This is a genomic window from [Clostridium] ultunense DSM 10521, assembly GCF_000511955.1.
GTDB classification, from domain to species: domain Bacteria; phylum Bacillota; class Clostridia; order Tissierellales; family Tepidimicrobiaceae; genus Schnuerera; species Schnuerera ultunensis.
This window is the reverse complement of the sequence record NZ_AZSU01000010.1, coordinates 1-24055: the sequence shown is the minus strand read 5'-3', so window position 1 is coordinate 24055 and position 24055 is coordinate 1. Positions and strand designations below refer to the sequence as shown.

The window sequence follows — 24055 nt, the reverse complement described above, 5'->3', positions numbered from 1 at the left end:
ATGAAGAGAAAATTTATCAGTATTACCAAACCATTCGAAAGGAGTGGCATCTATCTGTATTAACATTCCTTTTCTAGCTTTTCTCTTCCGTCTGTAATGCTTCTTAGATTTACGCCTCTTCTTAGGGCTTATAACACCATTAGAAGTTAGTAGATTATAAAGGGCATTGTAACTTATGGAAATACCTTCATTCTCAAGAAGAAGTTCTTGAAAATGCTTAAAATTGGCATCCTTGTATTTATCGGATTTTTTAAGTTTAACAATATTTTGTTTAAAATCATCATCGAAAGCATGATAAGGTTTCCTATTGGTATTCTTGTGGATAAGGAACGACACACCTTCTTCTTCCACTCCTTTTTTTAGGCGATAAATTTGTCGTTCACTTAGACCCAGACTTTCGGCCGCATCACAAGGTTTAAGGTTACCTTCAATCACGTTTGAGATGACTCGATATCTGTTTAATTGTTTTTCATTCAATAGATAATGCACCTCTTTTTTCATATTATTATTTTGACATAATCAAAAGATAATTATGAGATGACATTATCAAAAGATAATAACAAAATTTTCAAATAGGGTATTGAAAATATTTTAAAAAGATATATAATATATATGGAAGGACAAAGAAAGTCAAAGTCAAGGGAGTGATACTTTGCCACGGATAACCAATATTATAGAAAGATTTATCAAGGAAATGTTAGAAGAGACGGAAAATGGCATAATAGAAATAGGAAGGAATGAATTAGCTGAACAATTTGGTTGTGCACCCTCCCAAATAAACTATGTACTCACTACTAGGTTTACCCCTTATAAAGGCTATTATATTGAGAGTAGAAGAGGTGGAGGCGGGTATATTAAAATAATGAAGGTAGGAATTGAAGAAGATCAGGATATAGGGAACTTAATTATAAATGTAATAGGAGATTCTATAACTAAAAACAAGGCATATCATCTTATTGAAGGTTTAAGGGAGGAAAATATAATCTCGAAAAGGGAAGAAATGTTAATGAAAGCAGCAATAGAAGATACAGCTTTAGCTAGTGTTACTACAAGGAGAAATGATTTACGGGCAGATATACTTAAAAATATGCTACTTATTCTTATTAGGTAATTGGGGGGTTGAAAATAATGTTATGTCAAGTTTGTAATAAGAATAATGCTACAGTTCATTATACTAAAATAATAAATGGTGAAATTGAAGAATTGCATATGTGTGATGAATGTGCTATGAATAATAATGAATTTGAGTTTGATACAACCTTTTCATTCCACAAATTATTAACTGGATTAATCGATAGTTTTCAAGGAGAAACAACTAGGAAGGAAGCAGGAGAATTTTCCTGTCCTTTTTGTGGATTAAGCTATGCCCAATTTAGGCAAACAGGCAAATTTGGTTGTCCCCAATGTTATGACACCTTTAAATCAAATTTAATTCCTTTATTTAAAGGTATACATGGTCATAATAAACATATGGGGAAAGTACCAAAAAGAACTAATAAGACCCTTGCCAAGAAAAGAGAGATCCATAGACTTAGAACGGAGATGGATAGACTTGTATCTAGAGAAGCCTTTGAGGAAGCAGCAGTATTGAGAGATAAAATTAAGGAGTTGGAAAATGAATTAGGGGCACAAAAGGAGGAGTAGGTAATGGCGAAGTGGATTGATGGAACGGGCTTCGAAGAGGATGTAGTCGTTAGCACTAGGATAAGATTAGCTAGAAATTTAAAAGGTTACAGATTTCCCCAAAAGATGAATATGGAGGAATCGGAAAGTCTTACCCAAAAAATTTTAAATGTAATGAAGGAGCTTTCTAGCAATACAAATTATAAATTTATTAGGATAAATAATTTGACTCCTTTAGAAAGGGTTGTATTTATAGAAGAGCATCTAATCAGTCCCGGGTTAATACAGAAACCAGATTATAGTAGTTTTTTACTAAGAGATGATGAAAGTATAACCATAATGATAAATGAGGAAGACCATTTACGAATACAGGTTTTACTTCCCGGTTTAAACTTTGAAGAAGGTTGGAAAATTAGCAATGAAATCGATGATTTTTTGGAAAGTTATTTAGACTTTGCTTTTCATCAGGATTTTGGGTATTTGACAGCTTGTCCTACCAATGTAGGAACAGGCCTTAGGGCTTCCGTCATGGTTCATTTGCCTTCTCTATCCATAACAGGTCATGTTAATAATTTGATAAATGGATTAAATAAAATTGGTTTCACCGTAAGGGGTCTTTATGGGGAGGGGACTGAGGCAGTGGGAGACCTATTTCAAATATCCAACCAGTTGACTTTAGGAGAGGAAGAAGAACAAATAATAAAGAAATTAAAAAATATAATATATCAAATTTTAGATAAAGAGAGAAATGTAAGAAATGGTCTAATAGAGAATAGGAAAAATGAAGTAGAAGATAGGGTTTTTAGATCTTTAGGCATACTAAAGTATTCTAGGAATATAACTTCTAAAGAAGCAATGAGACTCCTTTCCAATGTAAGATTAGGTATAGAAATGGGTATAATTGATAATATAGAATTTAAGGAGATTACTAATTTGATGATTGAGGTTCAACCAGCATCTATTCAAAAATATGCAAATAAAGAATTAACCCAAGAAGAAAGGAATATTATTAGAGCTAATTTTATTAGAGAAAAGATATAGATTAGGAGGGATAAAATGGCTATGTTTGGAAGATTTACTGAAAGAGCTCAAAAGGCCATATTGTTAGCTCAGGAAGAAGCTAAAAGATTACGCCATAACTATGTAGGTACAGAACATATATTATTAGGATTGCTTGCAGAAGGGGAAGGAGTTGCAGCCACATCCCTAAATAAGAGGGGTGTAGATTTGGAGATCGTTAGAAATGAAGTAATAAAGGCTATAGGTGAAGGAAGTTATAATGCGGATATAATGGGTTTTACTCCTAGAACTAAAAGGATATTCGAGTTGAGTTTTTTAGAAGCAAGAAATTTAGGCCATAACTATGTAGGCACAGAACATATATTATTAGGACTATTGGAGGAAAGTGAAGGAGTGGCTGTTGCCATATTAAAGAAATTAGGAGTTGATACATTAAAATTAAGGGATGATATTCTAAGTATGCTTTCCGATGGAACAGCTAAATCAGCTTCATCATCGGAAGGCAGGCAAGATTCTACTCCTAATCTAGATAAGTATGGAAGGGATTTAACCAAGCTTTCAATAGATGGGAAAATAGACCCAGTTATAGGAAGGGCAAAGGAAATCGAAAGGGTAATTCAAATACTAAGTCGGAGAACAAAGAATAACCCAGTACTTATTGGGGAACCTGGAGTAGGTAAAACTGCTATAGCAGAAGGCTTAGCTCAAAAAATTGTGGAAGGTCAAGTTCCAGAGATAATAAAGGATAAAAGGGTAGTAACTTTAGATTTACCTGGTATGCTTGCTGGGGCTAAATATAGAGGAGAATTTGAAGAAAGACTAAAATCAGTAATGAAGGAGTTAAAAGAGGCAGGCAATATAATATTATTTATCGATGAACTTCATACTATAATTGGAGCTGGAGCAGCTGAAGGAGCTATAGATGCATCTAATATATTAAAGCCAGTCCTTGCAAGGGGAGAACTTCAAGTAATAGGGGCTACTACCATAGATGAATATAGAAAGCATATAGAAAAGGATTCAGCTTTAGAAAGGAGATTCCAGCCGATAATGGTAGAAGAGCCTACTGTAGAGGATACTATTAAAATACTTGAAGGTTTAAGAGATAGATATGAAGCTCACCACAGGGTTAAAATTTCTGATGAGGCTTTAAAGGCAGCAGCTGAATTATCAAGCAGATACATTACTGACAGGTTCTTACCAGATAAGGCTATTGATTTAATAGATGAGGCCGCTTCTATGATAAGAATAAACTCCTATGTAGCTCCCGATGGATTAAAGGATTTGGAAGAAAAGTTAGAAGAGTTATCTCAAGAAAAGGAAGAAGCTATAAATACTCAAAACTTTGAGAAGGCAGCTAAGATAAGGGATATGGAGAAGAATATAAGGGAAGAATTACAAAAAGAGAAGAATAGATGGGAAAAGGAAAAACAAACATCTGACATGGTGGTAGGTTATGATGAGATAGCCCATGTTGTATCCAATTGGACTGGAGTTCCTGTAAGTAGGATGACTACAGAAGAAAGCCAAAGACTTTTAAATCTCGAAGATACTCTACATGAAAAGGTAATAGGACAAAACCAAGCAGTGGAAGCTGTATCCAATGCAGTTAGAAGGGCAAGGGTAGGATTGAAGGATCCAAAAAAACCAGTAGGTACCTTTATATTTGTTGGGCCTACAGGGGTTGGGAAAACCTATCTAGCTAAGGCTTTGGCAGAGACATTATTTGGAGATGAAGAGTCAATGATAAGAATTGATATGAGTGAGTATATGGAAAAACACTCGGTATCAAGATTGGTAGGTTCTCCACCTGGATATGTAGGTTATGATGAAGGGGGACAATTAACGGAGGCTGTTAGGAGGAAGCCCTATTCCGTCATTTTATTTGATGAAATTGAAAAAGCCCATCCAGATGTATTCAATATATTATTGCAGATTTTAGATGATGGTAGACTAACGGATTCTAAAGGGCGGACTGTTGATTTTAAAAATACGGTTATAATAATGACATCTAATGTAGGAGCTACATCTATTAGGAAGCAAAATGTACTAGGTTTTTCCCCTGCTTCAGAAGAAGAAAAAGAAGAATATGAAAAGATGAAGGAAAACATTATGGATGAATTGAGAAGAACCTTTAGGCCTGAATTCTTAAACAGAATAGACGAAGTAATCGTGTTTCACTCTTTAAAGGAAGAAGATGTAAAGGAAATCGTGGGTATAATGATTAAAGATTTAGAGAAGAAGATGAAAAAATTAAATATAAATATTAAAGTTACAGATAGAACTATAGACTATATAAGTAGAAAGGGATTCGATCCAGTGTATGGGGCTAGACCTCTCGAAAGAACCATAACTAAGATGATAGAGGATCAGTTAGCAGAAGAAATCTTAAAGGGCAAGGTTTCAAAAGATGATAATATATCCATTGATTTTAAGGATGATAGATTAATATTTGATAAGGAACCCATAGTGTAAATTATGGGTTCCAGCCTACATATTCTAGGAGGTGATTTGTTTGGATTTTATATACGAGGTCAAAACATTAAAGAGTTTTAAGCAGGCCATTGATAGCATAAAGGAAAGTCTAGCAGAGAACAATTTTGGCGTTTTATGGGAAATGAATATACAGGATAAGCTTAAAGAAAAAGGGGTAGATTTTAAAGAGAATTTTCAAATACTAGAGATATGTAATCCTCACAAAGCTAAAAATGTATTAGAAGAAAATATGCAGGTTGGATATTTTTTACCTTGCAAAGTTACAGTATATGAAAGGGATGGGCAGGTTATGATAGGTATGCCAAAGCCTACCTCTTTATTAGGCATGATGGGAGAAACTGAACTAGGGAGTATAGCTGAAGAAGTAGAAGAAGTGTTAAAGAGGGCTATCCATGATGCAGTAAAATAAGAAATAAGTTTGAGAAAGTCATAGGTTTTCCTATGGCTTTTCCTTTTATTTTGATTTTATTATAAATGAATAATTGCTATAATAAAGATTAGAGATATTATTTTATCCTTTAAATTTAAGGAGGAAAACATGAAGAAAAAGATTATATATAGATGTTCTCAATGTGGAAATGAAAGTATAAGGTGGATGGGACGCTGTTCTGAATGTGGTTCATGGAATAGTTTTGATGAAGTTCTTATAGACCATAAAAAATCCGATAATAGAAAACAGAGTCAAAAGATTGAGAGGGTACCACCAGTAAAACTATCTGCAATAGATGTAGATGATGGACATAGAATAGTAACAGGCATAGATGAGTTTAACAGGGTATTAGGTGGTGGCATAGTAAAGGATTCTGTTACTATATTGACAGCACGACCAGGAGCTGGAAAATCTACTCTATTACTAGAAATATCAGAGGATATTGCCCAGAAAGGATATAAGGTATTATATGCTTCTGGTGAAGAAAGTGAAACCCAAATAAGGAATAGGGCTAATAGAATATTAGATGAAATTCCTAAGGATATTTGGATTTTATCTGATATCAGTATGGACAATGTGTTAAATACTGTTGATACCATAGATCCAGATTTAATAATTATAGATAGCATCCAAACCTTTAAATTAGATGAATTTAATTCTAGGGCTGGTTCACCAATTCAAACTATAGAATGTGCCAATACCTTAGTAGATATGGCAAAAAATAAGGATAGACCAAGAGCGGTTATCATGGTAGGTCATATGACTAAAGCTAATGAAATGGCAGGTCTAAGGACTTTAGAGCATCTGGTAGATACTGTAATATATTTAGAAGGGGAAAGTGATGAGGAATTAAGGACTCTAATGGCAACTAAGAATAGGTTTGGACCTACAGGTGAAATTGGATTATTTGCTATGGGAGAAAAAGGTATGATACCTATAGTAAACCCTTCTGAATTCTTTATAACAAACCGAAAACATAGTGAGCCCGTACCAGGTAGTGCTTTATCGGTAATAAAGGAGGGTTCGAGGCTAATAATTGTTGAAATAGAAAGTTTAGTATCCCATTCTTTTACTCCTTATCCTGCAAGGATAGGAGATTGTTTGAGAAAAGATCAGCTAAGTACTTTAATATCCATACTGGAACAGAGGGGTAAAATAAACTTATACGATAAAAATGTAGTTATAAAGACTACTGGTGGATTAAGACTAAGTGAACAATCGGTGAACTTAGCTATAATAATGAGTATAGTATCCTCTGTATGGGATAAAGGAATATCAAGTGATGTAGTATTTATCGCAGATGTAGGCTTAACTGGAGAACTGAAAAGAGTTCCTTCTATGGAAGGAAGGATTAAAGAATTGGATAGGATGGGATATAGAAAGGTTTATATATCAAAAGGTGGATTAAAAGGAAATGGAAAGTTTGACAATATTAAAGTTGTTGAACTAAGAACTTTGCAGGAAGTTATAGGACATGTTTTTAGGGAAAAATTATAGTTAATGGTGAACATTGTCTCGAAAAGTAACTGAAATAATTTAATTAAGCCAAGGAGCAAATATTCCCAATTAAAATAGGCATTTAAGTCACGTAAAATAATGAGATCTCCATAATAGAGTTAGTTAATATAATATTATTTTGAAAGAAAATGCATTTTCAATATGGGTGTAAAATATGAAAGTTAAAACAAACATTACTGTAATAGTATTGAAAACATTAATACTGGAAAGGCAACCCTTTTTTAGACAAATTCATTCCGAACAAAACTTTACCCTCTAAACATAATTTATGCCGCCCTTTCTGGTACTGCTTCATTTCTGTATTCTATTGGGGTCACATATCCTAAGGAGCCATGAATTCTTATATAGTTATACCAATAGATATATTCTGCAAGCTGTAGCTCCAGCTCTTCCAGAGTTACAAATTTGTTCTGATAAATAAATTCTATTTTTAATATTTTATTTGTAGCTTCACTTACTGCATTATCATAAGGATTTCCTTTTCTACTTAAAGATCGTTCTATATTAAAGGTCTCTAAAACCTCATCTATCGCCTTGTTGTCGTATTCTTTGCCCCGATCTGAATGAAATACTCTTATATCATTTAAAGAATATCTATAGCTTAAAATTGCTTTTTCTATTAAATTAGAATCTTTATTAGCCCCAGCAGAATACCCAATTATTTCTCTATCAGATAGGTCTACTATAGTACATACATAGTTCCACTTGATTCCTACTCTTACATAGGTCAAATCACTTACTGCAACCTCTAGCTTGTCTCTATTATCAAAGTCCCTATCGACTATATTAGGTATATTTGATTCATTGCAGCTATTAGTATGAATCTTATACTGTGCTAGCGTATAATTAGATACTAGGCAGTTTTCCTTCATAATTCTAGATATTCTCCTTCTAGAAACTTGATAACCAAGCCTATCCAATTCAACCTTAATTTTTCTTGCCCCATAATTGTTCCTACTTCGTCTAAAAATTTCTTTTATATGATTTGTTAGGATTGATTCTCCATTTCTAGTTGTTTAACTCTCTTCTCTAATTCAATAACCCTGTTTTCTTCATCAGTCCTGTTATCTTCTGCATTGAATGACTGAGTATTATTATATCTTATTACCCATTGCCTCATGGTGGATATAGCAATTCCATATTCCTCACTTAGGCTTCTATATGTGTGGTTACCCTGGTTGTAAATATTGACTATTTGCTTTTTGAAATTCTCATCGTAATGTTTTCTAGACATTCCCTTCTCCTCCTATTAAATATTATATCATGTTCGGAAAAGAGTTGTCCTATTTAGTGTAACCTATCCAGGTATTGATATACGCCATATAAATAATTTTTGCAGATATAACCTTGTGGTATCATTTAAGTTCTAAAATGTGAAATCTATCACTGATTTAGCAAGCTTCTGGGTGAGTCCTTGATATTGCTAATGCATATGTTTATGAGCCATCTCGAGATACAATTGTTGGCGTGATTTTTTTAAAATATTTGCAAATTGTACTTTTTTGACATCTAAAATATTGTTTATTAAATATTAGATGCTGATACAGAACTTTGGTTTAAAGATACTTTAATAATTCATCCTTAAGCCTATTAGTTTTCCTAATAAGTTAGAATAAATTAAACAAGCAGGAAAACTCAGAGTAAAGATCAATGATTTAATAGTAGTAATATTACCCTATTTAAAGCTGCCTTTATTTTTGTGCCCAGAAATAATTCGATTAACAAGAAATAAAGAATGATTAGAAATTTACTTTCAAAGAGAAGTTAGTTTCTAAGTATGAGAATATTCATATCTCCATATAATATCTTACAGGATAGGGATTTGGAGGGGTTCATATGAATATGGATTTATACAATACTCTGAAGAAGGTAGCACCAGGAACCCAGTTGAGGGCTGGATTAGATAATATAATAAATGCAAAAACTGGGGCCTTAATAGTTATAGGTAACACTAAAGAGGTTTTAGATATTACCCATGGAGGTTTTTATATTAATTGTGAATATAGCCCTTCCCATATATATGAACTGGCAAAGATGGATGGTGCAATAATAGTTAGCAATGATTGTAGGAGAATTTTGTATGCTAATGTTCAACTGTTTCCCTGTCAATATATATTATCAAATGAAACGGGGACTCGACATAAAACAGCTGAAAGGGTTGCAAGACAAACGGGAGTTTTAGTAATTGCTATATCCAAAAGGAGAGAGGTTATAACCCTCTATAAATCAGATTATAAATATGTATTAAAAGATATTAGTGAAATATTGAGCAAGGCAAATCAGGCAGTCCAAACCTTAGAAAAATATAAAGACACCTTGAAACAGGCAATGTTTAACTTAACAGCTTTAGAGTTTAAAAATAAGGTAACCTTATATGAGGTAACAAATGCCATTCAAAAAATAGAAATGGTTTGGAGAATAGGTAATGAAATAAATATGTATATATCTGAACTAGGAATGGAAGGAAGGTTACTTAATATGCAAGTTGTTGAACTAATGGATGGTGTAAAAGAGGATAGGATAAATTTAATAAAGGATTATATAAACAAGGAATACAAAGATTATATTACCGTCATTAAAGATATAAGTGGCTTTAATTCTCAACAACTATTAAACTTAAATTTAATTGCTAATTTATTGGGCTATAATAAAGGGTTAGATACATTAGATATTAAATTAGAGTCTAAAGGATATAGGGTACTTAGTAAAATTCCCCGGATACCTTCCAATGTTTTAGAAAATATAATATTTGCTTTTGGCTCTTTACAAAATATTATAAATGCTAGTCCTTACCAGTTAGATCTGGTAGAAGGAGTGGGGGAAGCAAGGACTCTCAGTATAACTGAAGGTCTAAAAAGATACCAAAGCCAATTTTTATGATACTTATACAAAAGGCTAAGATATATTCAAATATATCTTAGCCTATTATATAATGATACTATTTAAGACTAAAAATACCCAGGGTTTTCATATTTCTGTATTCTTTTAATAAAGAGTCTGATAAATTTATGTCCAAGGCATTACATAAAGCAGATAAATAGAATAAATAGGCTCCTATTTCTTCTTCAAGTATTTCCTTACAACTAGGACATAAATTTCCTTTAACGTGGTTTTGCATATTGTTTTTGATCTCTTCTAAAGATTCTCTATTATAATCTTGCCTTGTAGCATGAATTTCAATACAACCACAGTAAGTAACAGATTTAATTACAGCTCTATTAATCCTTGAAGTATATTCATCTAGTTTTGTTATTATATCAAGAATACTTCTATGTCTAATAAGCACATCTTCCACTTGGGCTTGAAAATCATCACAACTAAGATTTTTTTCAATGCTTACAGTATTTCTGTCCATTTAGTTCCACCCCTGTCAAATGATTATTGTTTATGTTTTTATTATACTGACAAGGACAAGTTGTTGTCAAATATTTCTAACATTATTTTTTAAAAGTAAAATTTATAATAAATAGTTGACAAGCGAAATATTACTATGGTAGAATATAATCTTTACAACCTTTAACTATTATTGTATAATATAGTAAGAAGCAGTATGATAGGAGGTTGCTATATGTTTAACATTGGAGATAAAGTTGTTTACCCTATGCATGGAGCTGGGATAATAGAAGGAATTGAAGAAAAAGAAATTTTAGGTGAAAAGAGAAAATACTATATAATGAGGATGCCTATAGGCGACATGAAGGTCATGATACCTGTTGATAATGTTGATGAAATTGGAATTAGGGAAATAATCAACAATGATGATTTAGAAAAGGTATTGAATATTTTAAGGGGTGATAGAACTAAAATGCCCCAAAATTGGAATAGACGTTATAGGATAAATATGGAAAAAATAAAATCGGGAGATATATTTGAGATTGCTTCTGTAGTTAGGAATTTAATGTTAAGAGATGCTGAAAAATCCCTTTCTACCGGCGAACGTAAGATGTTAAATAGTGCAAAACAAATGCTTATAAGCGAAATTGTCTTAGTAGTTAATTACGATCAAGAAGAAACAGAAAGGCTTATAGATGAGGCAGTTAATTCAGCATAATTTAAAAATTAAAATATTTTTGTTATATTATTTAATTAAATGGTAATAAATATACTATGGGAGGTGAACTAATGATTGATAAAATTATTAGAGGTGTTATCACATTAATTGGATTACTAGTTGGTTATGGTATAGTTGCAGGGTTGAAAGCCTTAGATATAATAAATTTTGTAAATAAAGGTTGGTTAAGTTTAATTTTTTATTTAGGCATTAGTTTAATTTTTGGAATTATTTTTTTCTTATTATCTCCAAAGATTATGAAGGCTGGAAGGATAATCGTTCAATTTGTTGAAACGGAGCTTCAAAAGGTTCCAGCTTATGATATTGCTTTGGGTTCTATTGGACTGATAATTGGTTTGATAATTGCATATTTATTGAGCCAACCTTTTTATAAACTTGAAATACCTTATTTGGGAGTTGCTATATCAATAGTGCTTTATATAATATTTGGATACTTAGGAATAAAAGTTCCAACTAGGAAAAGGGAAGATTTTACCAATGCCATTGGTAATTTCCGTAAAGGTTTTGGAAAGGATAAACTAAAGACGGATTGCAGGTCTTGTCCTAAGATATTAGATACAAGTGTAATTATAGATGGGAGAATAGCGGATATATGTAAAACTGGTTTTATTGAAGGGCCTTTAATTATTCCAGAGTTTGTGTTAGAAGAGCTTCAACATATAGCCGATTCTTCGGATACTCTTAAGCGAAATAGGGGCAGAAGAGGACTTGATATTTTAAATAAGATACAAAAGGAACTAGATATAGAGGTAATAATCCATGATAAGAAATTTGATGATGTTAAGGAAGTAGACTCTAAGCTATTGAAACTCACCCAATTATTAAAAGGAAAAATTATTACAAATGATTACAACCTAAATAAAGTAGCTGAAGTACAAGGTATTAGCGTTTTAAATATTAACGAATTGGCTAACGCAGTAAAACCAGTAGTATTACCAGGAGAAGAAATGGTAGTTCAAGTCATTAAAGATGGAAAGGAATCAGGGCAAGGTTTAGCTTATTTAGATGATGGTACCATGATAGTAGTAGAAAGTGGTAAGAAACATATTGGAGAGACTATAGATGTTTTGGTAACTAGTGTTCTTCAAACATCAGCAGGTAGGATGATATTTGCTAAACCTAAAACAATTGTAGATAGAGCAGTATAGGACCAATTTTATTGGTCCTTATATTTTGTGTGTTTTTAAGTAATATAAGTATATAAATCGTTCACTGTTTTTCCTATCTATGCTATAATGTTTGAGAGGTGAAATATATGTATAAAAACCACTATGTTTCCGTTATAATTGCAGCTGCCGGTATGAGTAATAGAATGGGTTCTAAGATTAATAAACAATTTATTTCCATAGATAATAAGCCAATTCTAGCCCATACTATAGAAAAATTTGAAAGATGTAGATATGTAGACGAGATAATAGTAGTTGCAAGGGAAGACGAAATAGATTATTGCCGAAAAGAGATAGTAAGAAGGTTTAAATTCAATAAAGTGACAAAGATTGTAAGGGGTGGAAAAGAGAGACAAGATTCAGCATATAATGGGATATTAGCGTTAAATGAAAGGTCTAATATAGTTTTGTCCCATGATGGGGCGAGACCTTTTGTCAAAATTAAAAGCATAGTTGATGGAATAGAAGGAGCAATAAAATATGGAGCTTGTGTAATTGGGGTTCCTGTTAAGGATACTATAAAGGTAGTGAAAGATCATAATAATATAGATATTACCCCTAAAAGGGATCTTCTATGGGCAGCTCAAACCCCCCAATGTTTTAAAAAAGAAATTATTATGGAAGGTTATAGAAAGGCTATAAATGATAATTTTATGGGAACAGATGATAGTTCATTAGTGGAAAGATTAGGAATGGAAGTTAAAATGATAATGGGTAGCTATGAAAATATAAAGATAACTACCCCAGAAGATTTGATAATAGCCGAATCCATTTTAAAGGATAAAGGTACAATCTTTAGAAGAAAAGAGTTTGTATTCCAAAGTAGATAGGATGATAAAATATGAAAGTAGGAATAGGATATGATGTTCACCAATTGGTAAGAGAGAGAAGGTTGATAATTGGAGGGGTAGAAATACCTTATGAAAAGGGTTTGCTAGGGCATTCTGATGCAGACGTTTTAGTACATGCTATTATGGATAGCATATTAGGCGCTTTGGGATTGGGGGATATTGGGAAACATTTTCCAGACAACGACAATCAATATAAGGATATTTCCAGTTTAACCTTATTAGAACGAGTTTACAATATTATGCTCAATTCTAAATATAGGATAGGAAATATAGATACTATAATTATAGCAGAAAGGCCTAAAATGGCTCCTTACATAGAAAGCATGAAGAAAAATATTGCTAAGGTTCTTAACATACCTTTGTCCTGTATAAATATAAAGGCCACTACTACAGAAAAATTGGGATTTGAAGGTAGGGGTGAGGGTATTAGTGCTCAAAGTGTTTGTTTGTTAGTGCCTTCTGGTAGTAAATTAGAATAAAAAGTATTTGACATATTATTCAAGTTTTAGTATGATTAATAATAATCAAATATATAGCTATGATAGGAAATAGTAAGTATTAATGGTCCTAGAGAGGAAATCGAAAGGTGAAAGATTTCTGGCCCCCTTAATACCCAGCCCATCCTAGAGCTTTTAGGCAGAACTTAAGTATGCTTAAACGTTAGTTGCGTTAAAACCTCAAGGGGACTTTTTAAAGTCTATTAGAGTGGTACCGCGGAAGTAAACCTTTCGTCTCTTATTGTCGGAGATGGAAGGTTTTTTATTTACAGTTGGAAGCTGTAATAAATAGTTAGATAATAAGATCAGACTTCTATGTCTGGGGAAAATAATATTTAAGGAGGAAATATTAAATGAGAATGTCTAAACTATATATGCCAACATTGAGAGAAGTACCATCGGAAGCCGAAATACCTAGCCATAAACTGCTTTTAAGAGCAGGTATGATGCGCAAATTAGTATCTGGAGTATATTCTTATCTACCCCTTGGATATAGGACAGTGAAGAAAATAGAAAATATTGTTAGAGAAGAAATGGATAATGCAGGTTCCCAAGAATTATTAATGTCTGCTATCCAGCCTAAAGAATTATGGGAATCAAGCGGAAGATGGGAAGATTTTGGACCGGAGATGTTCAAATTAAAAGATAGGAACAATAGAGAGTTTTGTCTTGGGCCAACCCATGAAGAGTATTTTACATCATTGATCAAAGATGAAATTAAATCCTATAAGCAATTGCCATTAAATCTATATCAAATTCAAACTAAATATAGAGATGAAAAAAGACCTAGGTTTGGAGTAATAAGAGCTAGAGAATTCATCATGAAGGATGCTTATAGCTTCGATAAAGATGAAGAAGGAATGGAAAGCTCCTATAGAGAAATGTGGGAGGCCTATGAAAAGATATTTACAAGATTAAGGTTAAAATTTAAAGTCGTAGAGGGAGATTCGGGAACTATGGGTGGAAACCAATCCCATGAGTTTATGGCCATGGCAGAAACTGGGGAAGGCCTAGTAGCTTATTGTGATAGTTGTGATTATGCAGCCACTGATGAAAAGGCAAAGGTAGTTTATAGCATTGAACCAAAAGATGAAAAGGAAAAGGAAATGGAAAAAGTTCATACACCTAATGCTACAACTATAGATGATCTGGTGGATTTTTTCAAAATAGAAAAAAGGAATTTTGGGAAGGCCTTAGTGTATCTAGCTTCTAGAGAACCTGTAGTAGTAATTATACCAGGAGATCGAGAATTAAATGAAACCAAATTATGCAATTATTTAAAAGTTCCAGAACATGAGCTAGAAATGGCAGATGAAGAAACTATAATTAAAATATCTGGAGCAAACAAAGGCTTTACTGGGCCTGTAGGCCTAAAAGAAGATGTAAAACTTATTGTAGATTCCCGAATTACTAAATTAAAAAATTTAATCGTTGGTGGTAATGAAAAGGATTACCATATGAAAAATGTAAACTACGGGAGGGATTTTGAAGGGGAAATAGTTGAAGATTTACTCTTAATTGAAGAAGGAGATATTTGTCCAAAATGTGGAGAATCTCTATTGATAGATAGAGGAATTGAAGTAGGGAATATATTCCAACTTGGAACCAAGTATAGTTCTAGTTTACATGCAACTTATTTAGATGAAGAGGGAAAAGAAAAACCTTTCTTAATGGGTTCTTATGGTGTTGGTGTATCTAGAACTATGGCAGCAATTGTGGAACAATATCATGATGACAATGGGATTATATGGCCGTTAATTACAGCTCCTTACCATGTGATAATCACTATAATAAATGTGAAAAATGAAGAACAGAAAGATTTGGGAGAAAGGATATATAAAGAATTGCTAGAAGCGGGATTGGAAGTATTGTTAGATGATAGAAATGAAAGAGCTGGAGTTAAATTCAACGATAGGGACTTAATAGGGATACCTATAAGAATTACAGTAGGTAAAAAGGCAAATGAAAATATTGTTGAATATTCTTTAAGGAAAGAAGAAGGAAGAATTGAAATCCCAGTAGATAACATTATGGATAAGATTAAAGAGGAGTTTGAAAAAGAAGGAATGGAAATATAAGAGAAATGAGGCTGTAGTTTCTACAGCCTTATTTTATTAATTCATTTGACTTAAACTGGGTATATAATTCTAATAGCTTGTAATATTTATATTAATAAGGTATTCTATCTAAAGAGCCTATTTTTTAATTTTGGAGGGAGAATAATGAGGAAGAAAACTTTGATTTTTATCCTAATGATTGTTTTGGTTTTCTCGTCTATAGTTTATGCAGATAAGGAAGGTGAAAACATAGTTGTTGCTTTGGGAAAAAACCTATCCACAGAACAGAGAAGGGAAATGCTTAACTTCTTTGATGTAGATGAAAATGTTAAGATAATTGAAATTACTAATGAAGAGGAAAGGGAATATTTAGGAAAATATATAGATGAAAAACTTATTGGCACTAGGGCCATATCCTCCGTCTATGTAGAAAAACTTCCGGAAGGGGAAGGTATTACAGTTGAATCCCATAATATTACCTGGGTTACCAATGATATGTACAGAAATGCTTCGGTAACTGCTGGGGTTAAGGATGCTAAAATAATAGTTTCCAGCCCTATTAAAGTTTCGGGAACAGCAGCTTTGACAGGAGTTATAAAGGCCTTTGAGGATATTACAGGGGAAGAGATAACTGAAAAAGAAAAAGAAATAGCCAGTGAAGAGATAGCTAAAACCGCTACCTTAGGAAACGAAATTGGACAAGAAAAGGCTGAGGAATTAATAAATAATATTAAAATTTATATAATTGATAATAATATAAAGAGTAAAGGTTCAATAAAAAAAGTTGTAGAGCAGATGGCTAATGATTTAGGAATAGAATTGACAGCAGGCCAAATAGACCAAATAGTATCCCTTATGAGAAACATATCCAAATTAAATTTGGACATAGATCAGATCAAAGGTCAGTTGAAAGATATATCGGGAAAGATTGATAAAATAACGGAACAAAATATAGAAATAAAGTCTATTTTAGAACGCATATTGGATGCTATAGCTAGTTTTTTCAATAGAATATTTGGATAAGATCTAAATAGGTTTACACATGTAATTAGCTAATATATAATATAAAAGTGATTAAAATGGAAGGAGGCTTTATTTGTGAAAGAAGTTAGATTAAGGTTTGCACCAAGTCCTACAGGATACCTACATATAGGTGGACTTAGGACTGCTTTATATAATTATTTATTTGCAAAACATAATAATGGCAAATTTATATTGAGGATTGAAGATACGGATAGAACTAGATATGTAGAAGGAGCCCTTGAAAATTTAATTGAATCTCTCCGATGGGCAGGTATTGAATACGATGAAGGTGTATTTGTAGAAAATGATAAGATTGTCCAAAAAGGTGAATATGGACCCTATATTCAATCGGAAAGATTGAATATCTATCAAAAATATGTAGATGAATTAATTGAAAAGGGATATGCCTATTATTGTTTCTGTTCTAAAGAAAGATTAGATAAAGTTAGAGAAGAACAAAAAATAAAAGGTCTAATACCTAAATATGATGGTCTTTGTAGAAGTTTAAGCCTGGAAGAAGCTAGAGAAAAGATTGCCAATGGAGAAGAATATGTAGTTAGACTAAAACTACCTCCAAATAGGGATATTAAATTTGAGGATTTGGTAAGAGGTAATATTACAATCAACACTGAAGATATAGATGATCAAGTATTATTAAAATCAGATGGATATCCTACCTACCATATGGCGGTAGTGGTAGATGACCATTTAATGGGTATAACCCATATTGTAAGGGGAGAGGAGTGGTTACCATCTACTCCTAAGCATGTATATTTATATGAAGTCTTTGGATGGGAAAAACCAGTTTATGTTCATTTACCTACGGTTCTCAACAAAGAGAGAAAAAAATTAAGTAAACGTCATGGGGATGTGGCTGTAGAGGATTTTAGGGAAAAAGGTTATCTCCCGGAAGGACTTATAAATTACTTAGCCTTAGTTGGATGGAGTCCAGAGGATAATGAAGAAATACTTACTATGGAAGAACTAATTGAGAAGTTTTCTTTTGAAAGGGTATCCAAAACCGGCGGAATTTTTGATAAGGATAAGCTAGATTGGGTTAATGGACATCATATAAGGAGCTATGATTTAGACAAATTAACAGAGTTAGCCATACCTCATCTAAAGGAGGCTAATTTAATAGATGATAAATTTGTGGAAGAAAGATATAATTGGATAAAAACCTTGGTAGAAACAGTAAAGGAAAGTTTATCTAATGTATCTGAAATAGTAGACAAGGTGGATATCTTTTTCAACAATCAGGTAGAGCCAGAAGATGAAGAAGCTTTATCCATATTAAAACAAGACCATGTACCGAACCTTTTAAACGCCTTCAAACAGGAATTGGAAAATATTGGTGAAGTAGATGAAGAATTTGCAAAAACCATCATGAAAAAAATACAAAAAGGTACAGGAATAAAAGGCAAAAAACTGTTCATGCCAACTAGAGTTGCTTTAACTGGGAATATTCATGGGCCAGAACTGGTAAGCATAATCTACCTTCTAGGTAAACAAAATATATTAAATAGAATAAAATATGTAGAAGAAAGATATCTATAATTATTGAAATTTGAATTTACTTGAATCTAATATTAAGTTAAAGTAAAATTAAGGTAAATAGTTAAACATAAAGTGATGATGAGGACAAGTAAACTATAATACCTAAAAGAGAGGAGTTTCCGTAGGCTGAAAGGAACTTTAAGGTCAGATTATAGTTGAAATGCACCTTTGAACCTATTACCTGAAAGTTATAGTAAGGTAAGACGGCTTACGGCGTTATACGTGATTAAGCAGGGTTTATACCAAATAGAGTGGAACCGCGGACTTGCCGTCTCTTTAAAAGAGGCGGCTTTTTTATCAATGCACAGTGTACAATTAAAAGCCAAAAGCTCGACCCCCAATAATTGTGAACTGTGAATTGTGAATTGGAGAAAGGAGGATATAAATGAAACTATACAATACTTTAACAAGGAAAAAAGAAGAGTTTAAGCCAATAAAAGAAAAAGAAGTGACCATGTATGTATGCGGTCCTACAGTATATGATTATATACATGTAGGCAATGCAAGGCCTATGGTGGTATTTGATACTTTAAGGAGGTACTTTATATTTAAAGGTTATGATGTAAAGTATGTTGTGAACTTTACCGATATAGATGATAAGATTATTAATAGAGCTAATGAAGAGGGGACTACCGCAAAGGAAATTGCAGAAAAATATATAGAAGCCTTTATTGAGGATGCAAAGGGATTAAACTTATATGAGGAAAAGACAATACACCCAAGGGCCACAGACTTTATCCAGTCTATGGTTGATTTTATAGAAGGATTGATAGATAAAGGGGCAGCTTATAATGTAGATGGAAATGTGTATTTTAATATAAATAGTGCAAAGGATTACGGAAAATTATCAAAAAAGAGTATAGATGATTTAATATCTGGGGCAAGGGTGAATATTAATGAAGAAAAGAGAAATCCCATGGATTTTGCATTATGGAAAAAAGCTAAGGAAGGAGAGCCTTATTGGGATAGTCCTTGGGGTAAGGGAAGGCCTGGATGGCATATCGAATGTTCTGTAATGGCAAAATCCCTTCTGGGTGAGACTATAGACATCCATGCTGGAGGAGAAGATTTGCAATTTCCTCATCATGAAAATGAAATTGTTCAGTCTGAAACATTAACGGAAAAACCCTTTGCCAATTATTGGTTACACAATGGTATGCTTACTATAGATAACCAAAAAATGTCTAAGTCCTTGGGGAATTTTTTTACTGTAAGGGATATTGCCAAAGAATATGATTTAGAAGTTTTAAGATTTTTCCTATTATCAGCCCATTATAGGAATCCTATAAACTTTAGTAGAGATGTAATGGAACAGCTGAAAAATGGGTTAGAAAGACTTTATAATGGAAAATATAATTTAGAATATTTATTAAATAGGACTGAAGATAGAAAATTGGCAGAAGATGAAAAGGAATTTCTAAAGAAAATAGATGAATATAAGGATGATTTTATCAGAAGTATGGAGGATGACATAAATACAGCTGATGCAATAGCTAGTTTATTTGATATAGTTAAATTAGCTAATACCAATTTTAACGAACAAACTCCAAAATTTGTGATACAATATACCTATGATAATTTGATAGGACTATCTAAAATATTAGGTATTTTATCAAAAGAAGAGGAAATGTTAGAGGAAGAAATATTAGGGTTAATTGAAGAAAGGACTCAAGCAAGAAAAGAAAAAAACTATCAATTAGCAGATCAGATTAGAGAAGAATTAAAGAAAAAAGGAATTATATTAGAAGATACACAAGAAGGAGTGAAATGGAAAAGAATCTAGCCTATGGAAAATGAATACAAGAATACTTTCAGAAATATAAATAGAAATCTAAAGGGGGAGGACATAAATATGCTTTCTCCCCTTCAATTGGCTTATATAGGAGATGCAGTATACGAACTATGTGTAAGGACTTATCTATTAAACAAAGGCATTCCGGTAAAAATATTACATCAGGAAACTACCCAATACGTTAAGGCTAAGTCCCAATCAAATATTATTCATGCCTTAAAAAACGTATTAACGGAAGAAGAAAAATCCTTAGTTAGACGAGGGAGAAATGCAAAATCAAAATCAATTCCTAAAAATGCAGAATTAATAGATTATAAATATGCCACTGGTTTTGAGTCTTTAATAGGGTATCTATATCTAACGGGACGAGATAATAGGATGATGGAACTATTTGATAAAATTACTCATCTTCCTATATGTAACTAATTGTAAATTGCAAACTAAAGAAGAGGAGGAAAGGTATGAAGGTAGAACTGTTAAGATATACACCTGATGGTGAAAAATTAGTTGCTTCTGCAGCTAAACTATGTTATTCATCTGTAGGAATTGGCAATATAGAGGAGAATTTAGACCAAAAAAATATGGAAAAATTCTTGGATATGTTAGTAGAACTAGGGCATGAGTCCCCTATAGAACATGTGAGTTTTACCTTTGGGGTAGAAGGGGTCTCAAGAACTTTAACCCATCAACTGGTTAGACATAGAATAGCAAGCTATTCACAACAATCCCAGCGATATGTGAAATTAGACCAATTTGAATATATAATTCCTCCTTCTATAGCTGTAAATCCAAAAGCTAGGAAATTATTTATAGAAGCTATGGAAATAGATCAACAATATTATAATAAGATAACCCAAATCCTATTTGACGAGTATTATGCCGAATATTTAGAACAAGGATTAAGAGAAAAGGAAGCAGGACAAAAATCTGAAAAACAGGCTATAGAAGATGCTCGATATGTATTTCCTAATGCTTGCGAAACCAAGATAGTATTTACTATGAATGCACGATCTTTATTAAATTTTATTAAGCTTAGAACTTGTAATAGGGCTCAGTGGGAGATAAGGCAATTGGCAATAGAAATGCTCAGATTGGTAAAGGATGTATATCCAATTTTATTTAAAAATGCAGGGCCTGCTTGTTTAAAAGGTCCGTGCCCAGAAGGGAATATGACCTGTGGAGAAATTGTGGAAGTGAGAAATAAGTTTAAGAGAATATAATTTCTAATTAGAGAATTTAGAAAGTAGGAGTAAAGAATGGAAGAACAATATATAGTTGGAAGAAACCCTGTTTTAGAAATATTAAAATCGGGAAGAGAAGTTGAAAAAATACTTGTTATAAGGGGTGAATTAAAGGGTTCCATCAACAAGATAATTGGAATAGCAAAAGATAGAAATATCAGGATCCAACAGGTTGATAAAAACAAGCTAGATCAAATAGCCCAGGGAAGTTCCCATCAGGGGGTAGCTGCTTTGATTACATCTTATGCCTATTTTTCTGTGGACGATATATTAAAGAAAGCAGAAAAATTTGAGGAGTCTCCATTTATAATAATTCTTGATGGTATTGAAGACCCTCATAATTTAGGAGCTATAATTAGGACGGCCGAGTGTGGAGGTGTGCATGGAATAATAATACCTAAAAGAAGAGCAGCCCATGTAACACCCGCAGTTTATAAAAGTTCTGCGGGAGCAGTAGAACATATTATGATTTCAAAGGTGAATAATATTTCTGATACCATAGAAAAGTTGAAAGAAAAAGGTCTGTGGATTTATGGAGCTGATATAGATGGTGAAGAGTACTATTTCAACATCGATTTAAAAGGACCTATTGCTTTGGTTATTGGTAGCGAAGGGAAAGGAATATCTAGGCTTGTAAAGGAAAAATGTGATTTTATATTAAAAATTCCTATGTTGGGTAAAGTTTCTTCTCTTAATGCATCTAATGCAGCCTCTATACTAATATATGAAGTGGTAAAACAGGGTTATGAAGAGAAAAGATAATGAATATAAAGAATATCTTTTCGTTGATGGTTACAATATTATAAATTCCTGGAGTAATCTTAGGGAATTAAGTAATTTAAACCTAGAGGTAGCAAGAGAAGAACTAATAGAGACTATGGCGGAGTATCAACATTATTCAGGGATTAAAGTTATAGTGGTGTTTGATGCCCATATGGTGAAGGGGAATGCTGGGAAAAAAGAAATGGTTAAGGGTGTGGAAGTAATATATACAAAAGAAAACGAAACGGCAGACCAATATATAGAAAAGACTTTAGATGATATTGGTAGAATAAAGCGGGTGAGGGTTGCTACTTCAGATTGGATGGAACAGCAAATAGTATTAGGGAGAGGAGGAACTAGGGTATCTGCCAGAGAGTTGGAGGTGGAAATATTTAATCAAAGAAAGTTAATGATGAGGAAGAAGAGTAAAGAAAAGGACCAAACGGATTTGTTTATAGGTAGATTAGATGAAGAAGTAATAAATAAACTCAATAAATGGCGGAAAAATAATGAATAGCTTGACTATTGGGGATTATTTAATTATAATTTAGTTAATTATGGGGTGTGTTTCAAACATAGTTTTGGAGGGATGTTTGGTGGGTCTTGGATTATATAATGAGTTAGATATGTCTATTTACGAAGATATGGAGGATGAAGATATCGTAGAAGAAGCCAAAACTGGCGATCCTCAGGCTTTGGAATATTTAATCACGAAATATAAAAACTTCGTTAGGGTAAAAGCAAGAGCCTATTTTTTAGTAGGTGCAGATAAAGAAGATATTATTCAAGAAGGAATGATAGGACTTTATAAAGCTACCCGTGATTACAGAAGAGACAAGCTTACTTCATTTAAGGCTTTTGCAGAGCTTTGTATTACTAGACAGATTATTACTGCAATAAAGACTGCTACTAGACAAAAACATATTCCGTTAAATTCCTATATATCATTAAACAAGCCCATATATGACGAAGAATCAGATAGGACTTTATTAGATATAATATCTGGTGCCCAAATTACTGATCCAGAGGAATTGATAATTAGCAGTGAAGAATTATATTCTATGGAAAGTAAAATGGTTGAACTATTAAGTGATTTAGAATGGGAAGTTCTCATGGCCTATCTAGATGGTAAATCTTATCAAGAAATTGCCGAAGAATTAGAAAGACATGTAAAGAGCATTGATAATGCATTACAGAGAGTAAAACGTAAATTGGAAAGGTATTTAGAATTAAAAGAATATTAAAATTACCTATTGACAATAAAATATCTTGGTAGTAAAATATGTTACAGTGGTTTAAGATGCCCATGTAGCTCAGCAGGTAGAGCACTTGCATGGTAAGCAAGAGGTCACCGGTTCAAGTCCGGTCATGGGCTCCAAAATAATAAAAAGAAACACCCGGAAAAGTTTTCTTATGTATTTTTATATTATTTAAGGAGGAATTGATATGGGAAAAGCAAAATTTGAAAGGACTAAACCTCACGTAAATATAGGAACAATAGGTCACGTAGACCACGGTAAGACTACATTAACAGCAGCAATAACTACAGTATTAAATAGAAGATTTGGTTCAGGGGAAATAATGAGCTATGACAATATAGATAAGGCACCTGAAGAGAGAGAAAGAGGAATAACAATCTCTACATCCCACGTAGAATATGAAACAGAAAACCGTCACTATGCACACGTAGACTGTCCAGGTCACGCTGACTATGTAAAGAACATGATTACAGGGGCAGCACAAATGGACGGAGCCATATTGGTAGTATCAGCAGCTGATGGTCCAATGCCACAAACAAGAGAACATATATTATTATCAAGACAAGTAGGAGTACCAAAGATAGTAGTATTCTTAAATAAAGCAGATATGGTAGACGATGAAGAATTAATCGAATTAGTAGAAATGGAAGTAAGAGAGTTGTTATCAGAATATGAATTCGATGGAGACAAT

General features: G+C 32.7%; 23 protein-coding genes, 1 tRNA gene, 1 pseudogene and 2 other annotated features. Of the genes and pseudogenes, 22 read left to right on the top strand and 3 right to left on the bottom strand.

The window, feature by feature from the left end:
• A partial coding sequence (locus CUL_RS0115970) for a helix-turn-helix domain-containing protein (RefSeq protein WP_025642717.1) occupies positions 1 to 477 on the bottom strand: 477 nt, incomplete at its 3' end.
• Between the two features lie 175 nt (positions 478 to 652).
• Between CUL_RS0115970 and CUL_RS0115965 the strand changes: the two genes are divergently transcribed.
• The 6 genes from CUL_RS0115965 to radA all read left to right on the top strand — a co-directional run bounded on the left by CUL_RS0115965 (position 653) and on the right by radA (position 7066).
• Entirely contained in the window at positions 653 to 1111 is a 459-nt protein-coding gene (locus tag CUL_RS0115965; protein WP_005588595.1) for a CtsR family transcriptional regulator, read from the top strand.
• A gap of 17 nt (positions 1112 to 1128) precedes the next feature.
• Positions 1129 to 1644, top strand: coding sequence for a UvrB/UvrC motif-containing protein (locus CUL_RS0115960; RefSeq protein ID WP_005588596.1), 516 nt, complete (start codon positions 1129 to 1131; stop codon positions 1642 to 1644).
• Between the two features lie 3 nt (positions 1645 to 1647).
• Positions 1648 to 2664, top strand: a complete 1017-nt coding sequence (locus CUL_RS0115955; protein ID WP_005588598.1) for a protein arginine kinase — start codon at positions 1648 to 1650, stop codon at positions 2662 to 2664.
• A 15-nt stretch (positions 2665 to 2679) separates the two neighbouring features.
• A complete protein-coding gene (locus CUL_RS0115950; protein ID WP_005588599.1) occupies positions 2680 to 5118 on the top strand; it encodes an ATP-dependent Clp protease ATP-binding subunit in 2439 nt (812 codons plus the stop codon).
• Positions 5119 to 5158: 40 nt separating this feature from the next.
• A complete protein-coding gene (locus tag CUL_RS0115945; protein ID WP_005588601.1) occupies positions 5159 to 5548 on the top strand; it encodes a DUF302 domain-containing protein in 390 nt (129 codons plus the stop codon).
• A 129-nt stretch (positions 5549 to 5677) separates the two neighbouring features.
• On the top strand, positions 5678 to 7066 hold the full coding sequence (gene radA, locus CUL_RS0115940) for a DNA repair protein RadA (RefSeq protein WP_005588602.1): 1389 nt from the start codon (positions 5678 to 5680) through the stop codon (positions 7064 to 7066).
• 287 nt (positions 7067 to 7353) lie between these two features.
• Here radA and CUL_RS18575 read toward each other — a convergent pair.
• Positions 7354 to 8321 (bottom strand): annotated as a pseudogene (locus tag CUL_RS18575) (IS3 family transposase).
• 602 nt (positions 8322 to 8923) lie between these two features.
• Between CUL_RS18575 and disA the strand changes: the two are divergent.
• Positions 8924 to 9967, top strand: coding sequence for a DNA integrity scanning diadenylate cyclase DisA (disA, locus tag CUL_RS0115925; protein ID WP_005584081.1), 1044 nt, complete (start codon positions 8924 to 8926; stop codon positions 9965 to 9967).
• Between the two features lie 58 nt (positions 9968 to 10025).
• Here the strand turns inward: disA and CUL_RS0115920 are convergent, their stop codons facing one another.
• Positions 10026 to 10442 carry a nucleoside triphosphate pyrophosphohydrolase family protein gene (locus CUL_RS0115920; protein ID WP_005584083.1) on the bottom strand — a complete coding sequence of 139 codons (417 nt, stop codon included), beginning with the start codon at positions 10440 to 10442 and terminating at the stop codon, positions 10026 to 10028.
• 213 nt (positions 10443 to 10655) lie between these two features.
• Between CUL_RS0115920 and CUL_RS0115915 the strand changes: the two genes are divergently transcribed.
• The 15 genes from CUL_RS0115915 to CUL_RS0115845 all read left to right on the top strand — a co-directional run.
• Entirely contained in the window at positions 10656 to 11138 is a 483-nt protein-coding gene (locus tag CUL_RS0115915; RefSeq protein WP_005584085.1) for a CarD family transcriptional regulator, read from the top strand.
• A 71-nt stretch (positions 11139 to 11209) separates the two neighbouring features.
• A complete protein-coding gene (locus CUL_RS0115910; RefSeq protein WP_005584087.1) occupies positions 11210 to 12307 on the top strand; it encodes a PIN/TRAM domain-containing protein in 1098 nt (365 codons plus the stop codon).
• A gap of 107 nt (positions 12308 to 12414) precedes the next feature.
• The gene (gene ispD, locus CUL_RS0115905; RefSeq protein WP_005584088.1) at positions 12415 to 13155 is read left to right on the top strand and encodes a 2-C-methyl-D-erythritol 4-phosphate cytidylyltransferase; all 741 of its coding nucleotides are present in this window, start codon (positions 12415 to 12417) and stop codon (positions 13153 to 13155) included.
• A gap of 11 nt (positions 13156 to 13166) precedes the next feature.
• The gene (gene ispF, locus CUL_RS0115900) at positions 13167 to 13655 is read left to right on the top strand and encodes a 2-C-methyl-D-erythritol 2,4-cyclodiphosphate synthase (protein WP_025642708.1); all 489 of its coding nucleotides are present in this window, start codon (positions 13167 to 13169) and stop codon (positions 13653 to 13655) included.
• Positions 13656 to 13705: 50 nt separating this feature from the next.
• Positions 13706 to 13915: a binding site (T-box leader), on the top strand.
• A 111-nt stretch (positions 13916 to 14026) separates the two neighbouring features.
• The gene (locus tag CUL_RS0115895) at positions 14027 to 15751 is read left to right on the top strand and encodes a proline--tRNA ligase (protein ID WP_025642706.1); all 1725 of its coding nucleotides are present in this window, start codon (positions 14027 to 14029) and stop codon (positions 15749 to 15751) included.
• A gap of 144 nt (positions 15752 to 15895) precedes the next feature.
• Positions 15896 to 16753, top strand: a complete 858-nt coding sequence (locus CUL_RS0115890; RefSeq protein WP_005584058.1) for a DUF1002 domain-containing protein — start codon at positions 15896 to 15898, stop codon at positions 16751 to 16753.
• 75 nt (positions 16754 to 16828) lie between these two features.
• Positions 16829 to 18310 carry a glutamate--tRNA ligase gene (gene gltX, locus CUL_RS0115885; protein ID WP_005584059.1) on the top strand — a complete coding sequence of 494 codons (1482 nt, stop codon included), beginning with the start codon at positions 16829 to 16831 and terminating at the stop codon, positions 18308 to 18310.
• Between the two features lie 66 nt (positions 18311 to 18376).
• Positions 18377 to 18589 (top strand) — a binding site (T-box leader).
• A gap of 106 nt (positions 18590 to 18695) precedes the next feature.
• Entirely contained in the window at positions 18696 to 20093 is a 1398-nt protein-coding gene (cysS, locus tag CUL_RS0115880; protein WP_005584061.1) for a cysteine--tRNA ligase, read from the top strand.
• 69 nt (positions 20094 to 20162) lie between these two features.
• Positions 20163 to 20528 (top strand): Mini-ribonuclease 3, encoded by a 366-nt coding sequence (locus CUL_RS0115875; protein ID WP_236616490.1) that lies wholly within the window; start codon positions 20163 to 20165, stop codon positions 20526 to 20528.
• Positions 20529 to 20563: 35 nt separating this feature from the next.
• On the top strand, positions 20564 to 21322 hold the full coding sequence (gene thyX, locus CUL_RS19600; RefSeq protein ID WP_005584063.1) for an FAD-dependent thymidylate synthase: 759 nt from the start codon (positions 20564 to 20566) through the stop codon (positions 21320 to 21322).
• A 36-nt stretch (positions 21323 to 21358) separates the two neighbouring features.
• On the top strand, positions 21359 to 22105 hold the full coding sequence (gene rlmB / locus CUL_RS19595) for a 23S rRNA (guanosine(2251)-2'-O)-methyltransferase RlmB (protein ID WP_005584064.1): 747 nt from the start codon (positions 21359 to 21361) through the stop codon (positions 22103 to 22105).
• A complete protein-coding gene (locus tag CUL_RS0115860) occupies positions 22089 to 22622 on the top strand; it encodes an NYN domain-containing protein (RefSeq protein WP_005584065.1) in 534 nt (177 codons plus the stop codon). Before rlmB ends, CUL_RS0115860 begins: the two co-directional genes overlap by 17 nt.
• A gap of 79 nt (positions 22623 to 22701) precedes the next feature.
• Positions 22702 to 23349 carry an RNA polymerase sporulation sigma factor SigH gene (gene sigH, locus CUL_RS0115855; protein ID WP_005584066.1) on the top strand — a complete coding sequence of 216 codons (648 nt, stop codon included), beginning with the start codon at positions 22702 to 22704 and terminating at the stop codon, positions 23347 to 23349.
• 58 nt (positions 23350 to 23407) lie between these two features.
• Positions 23408 to 23483 (top strand) — tRNA-Thr (locus tag CUL_RS0115850).
• A gap of 68 nt (positions 23484 to 23551) precedes the next feature.
• Positions 23552 to 24055, top strand: a 504-nt coding sequence (locus CUL_RS0115845) for a GTP-binding protein (RefSeq protein ID WP_025642703.1), incomplete at its 3' end; no start/stop codon positions are given.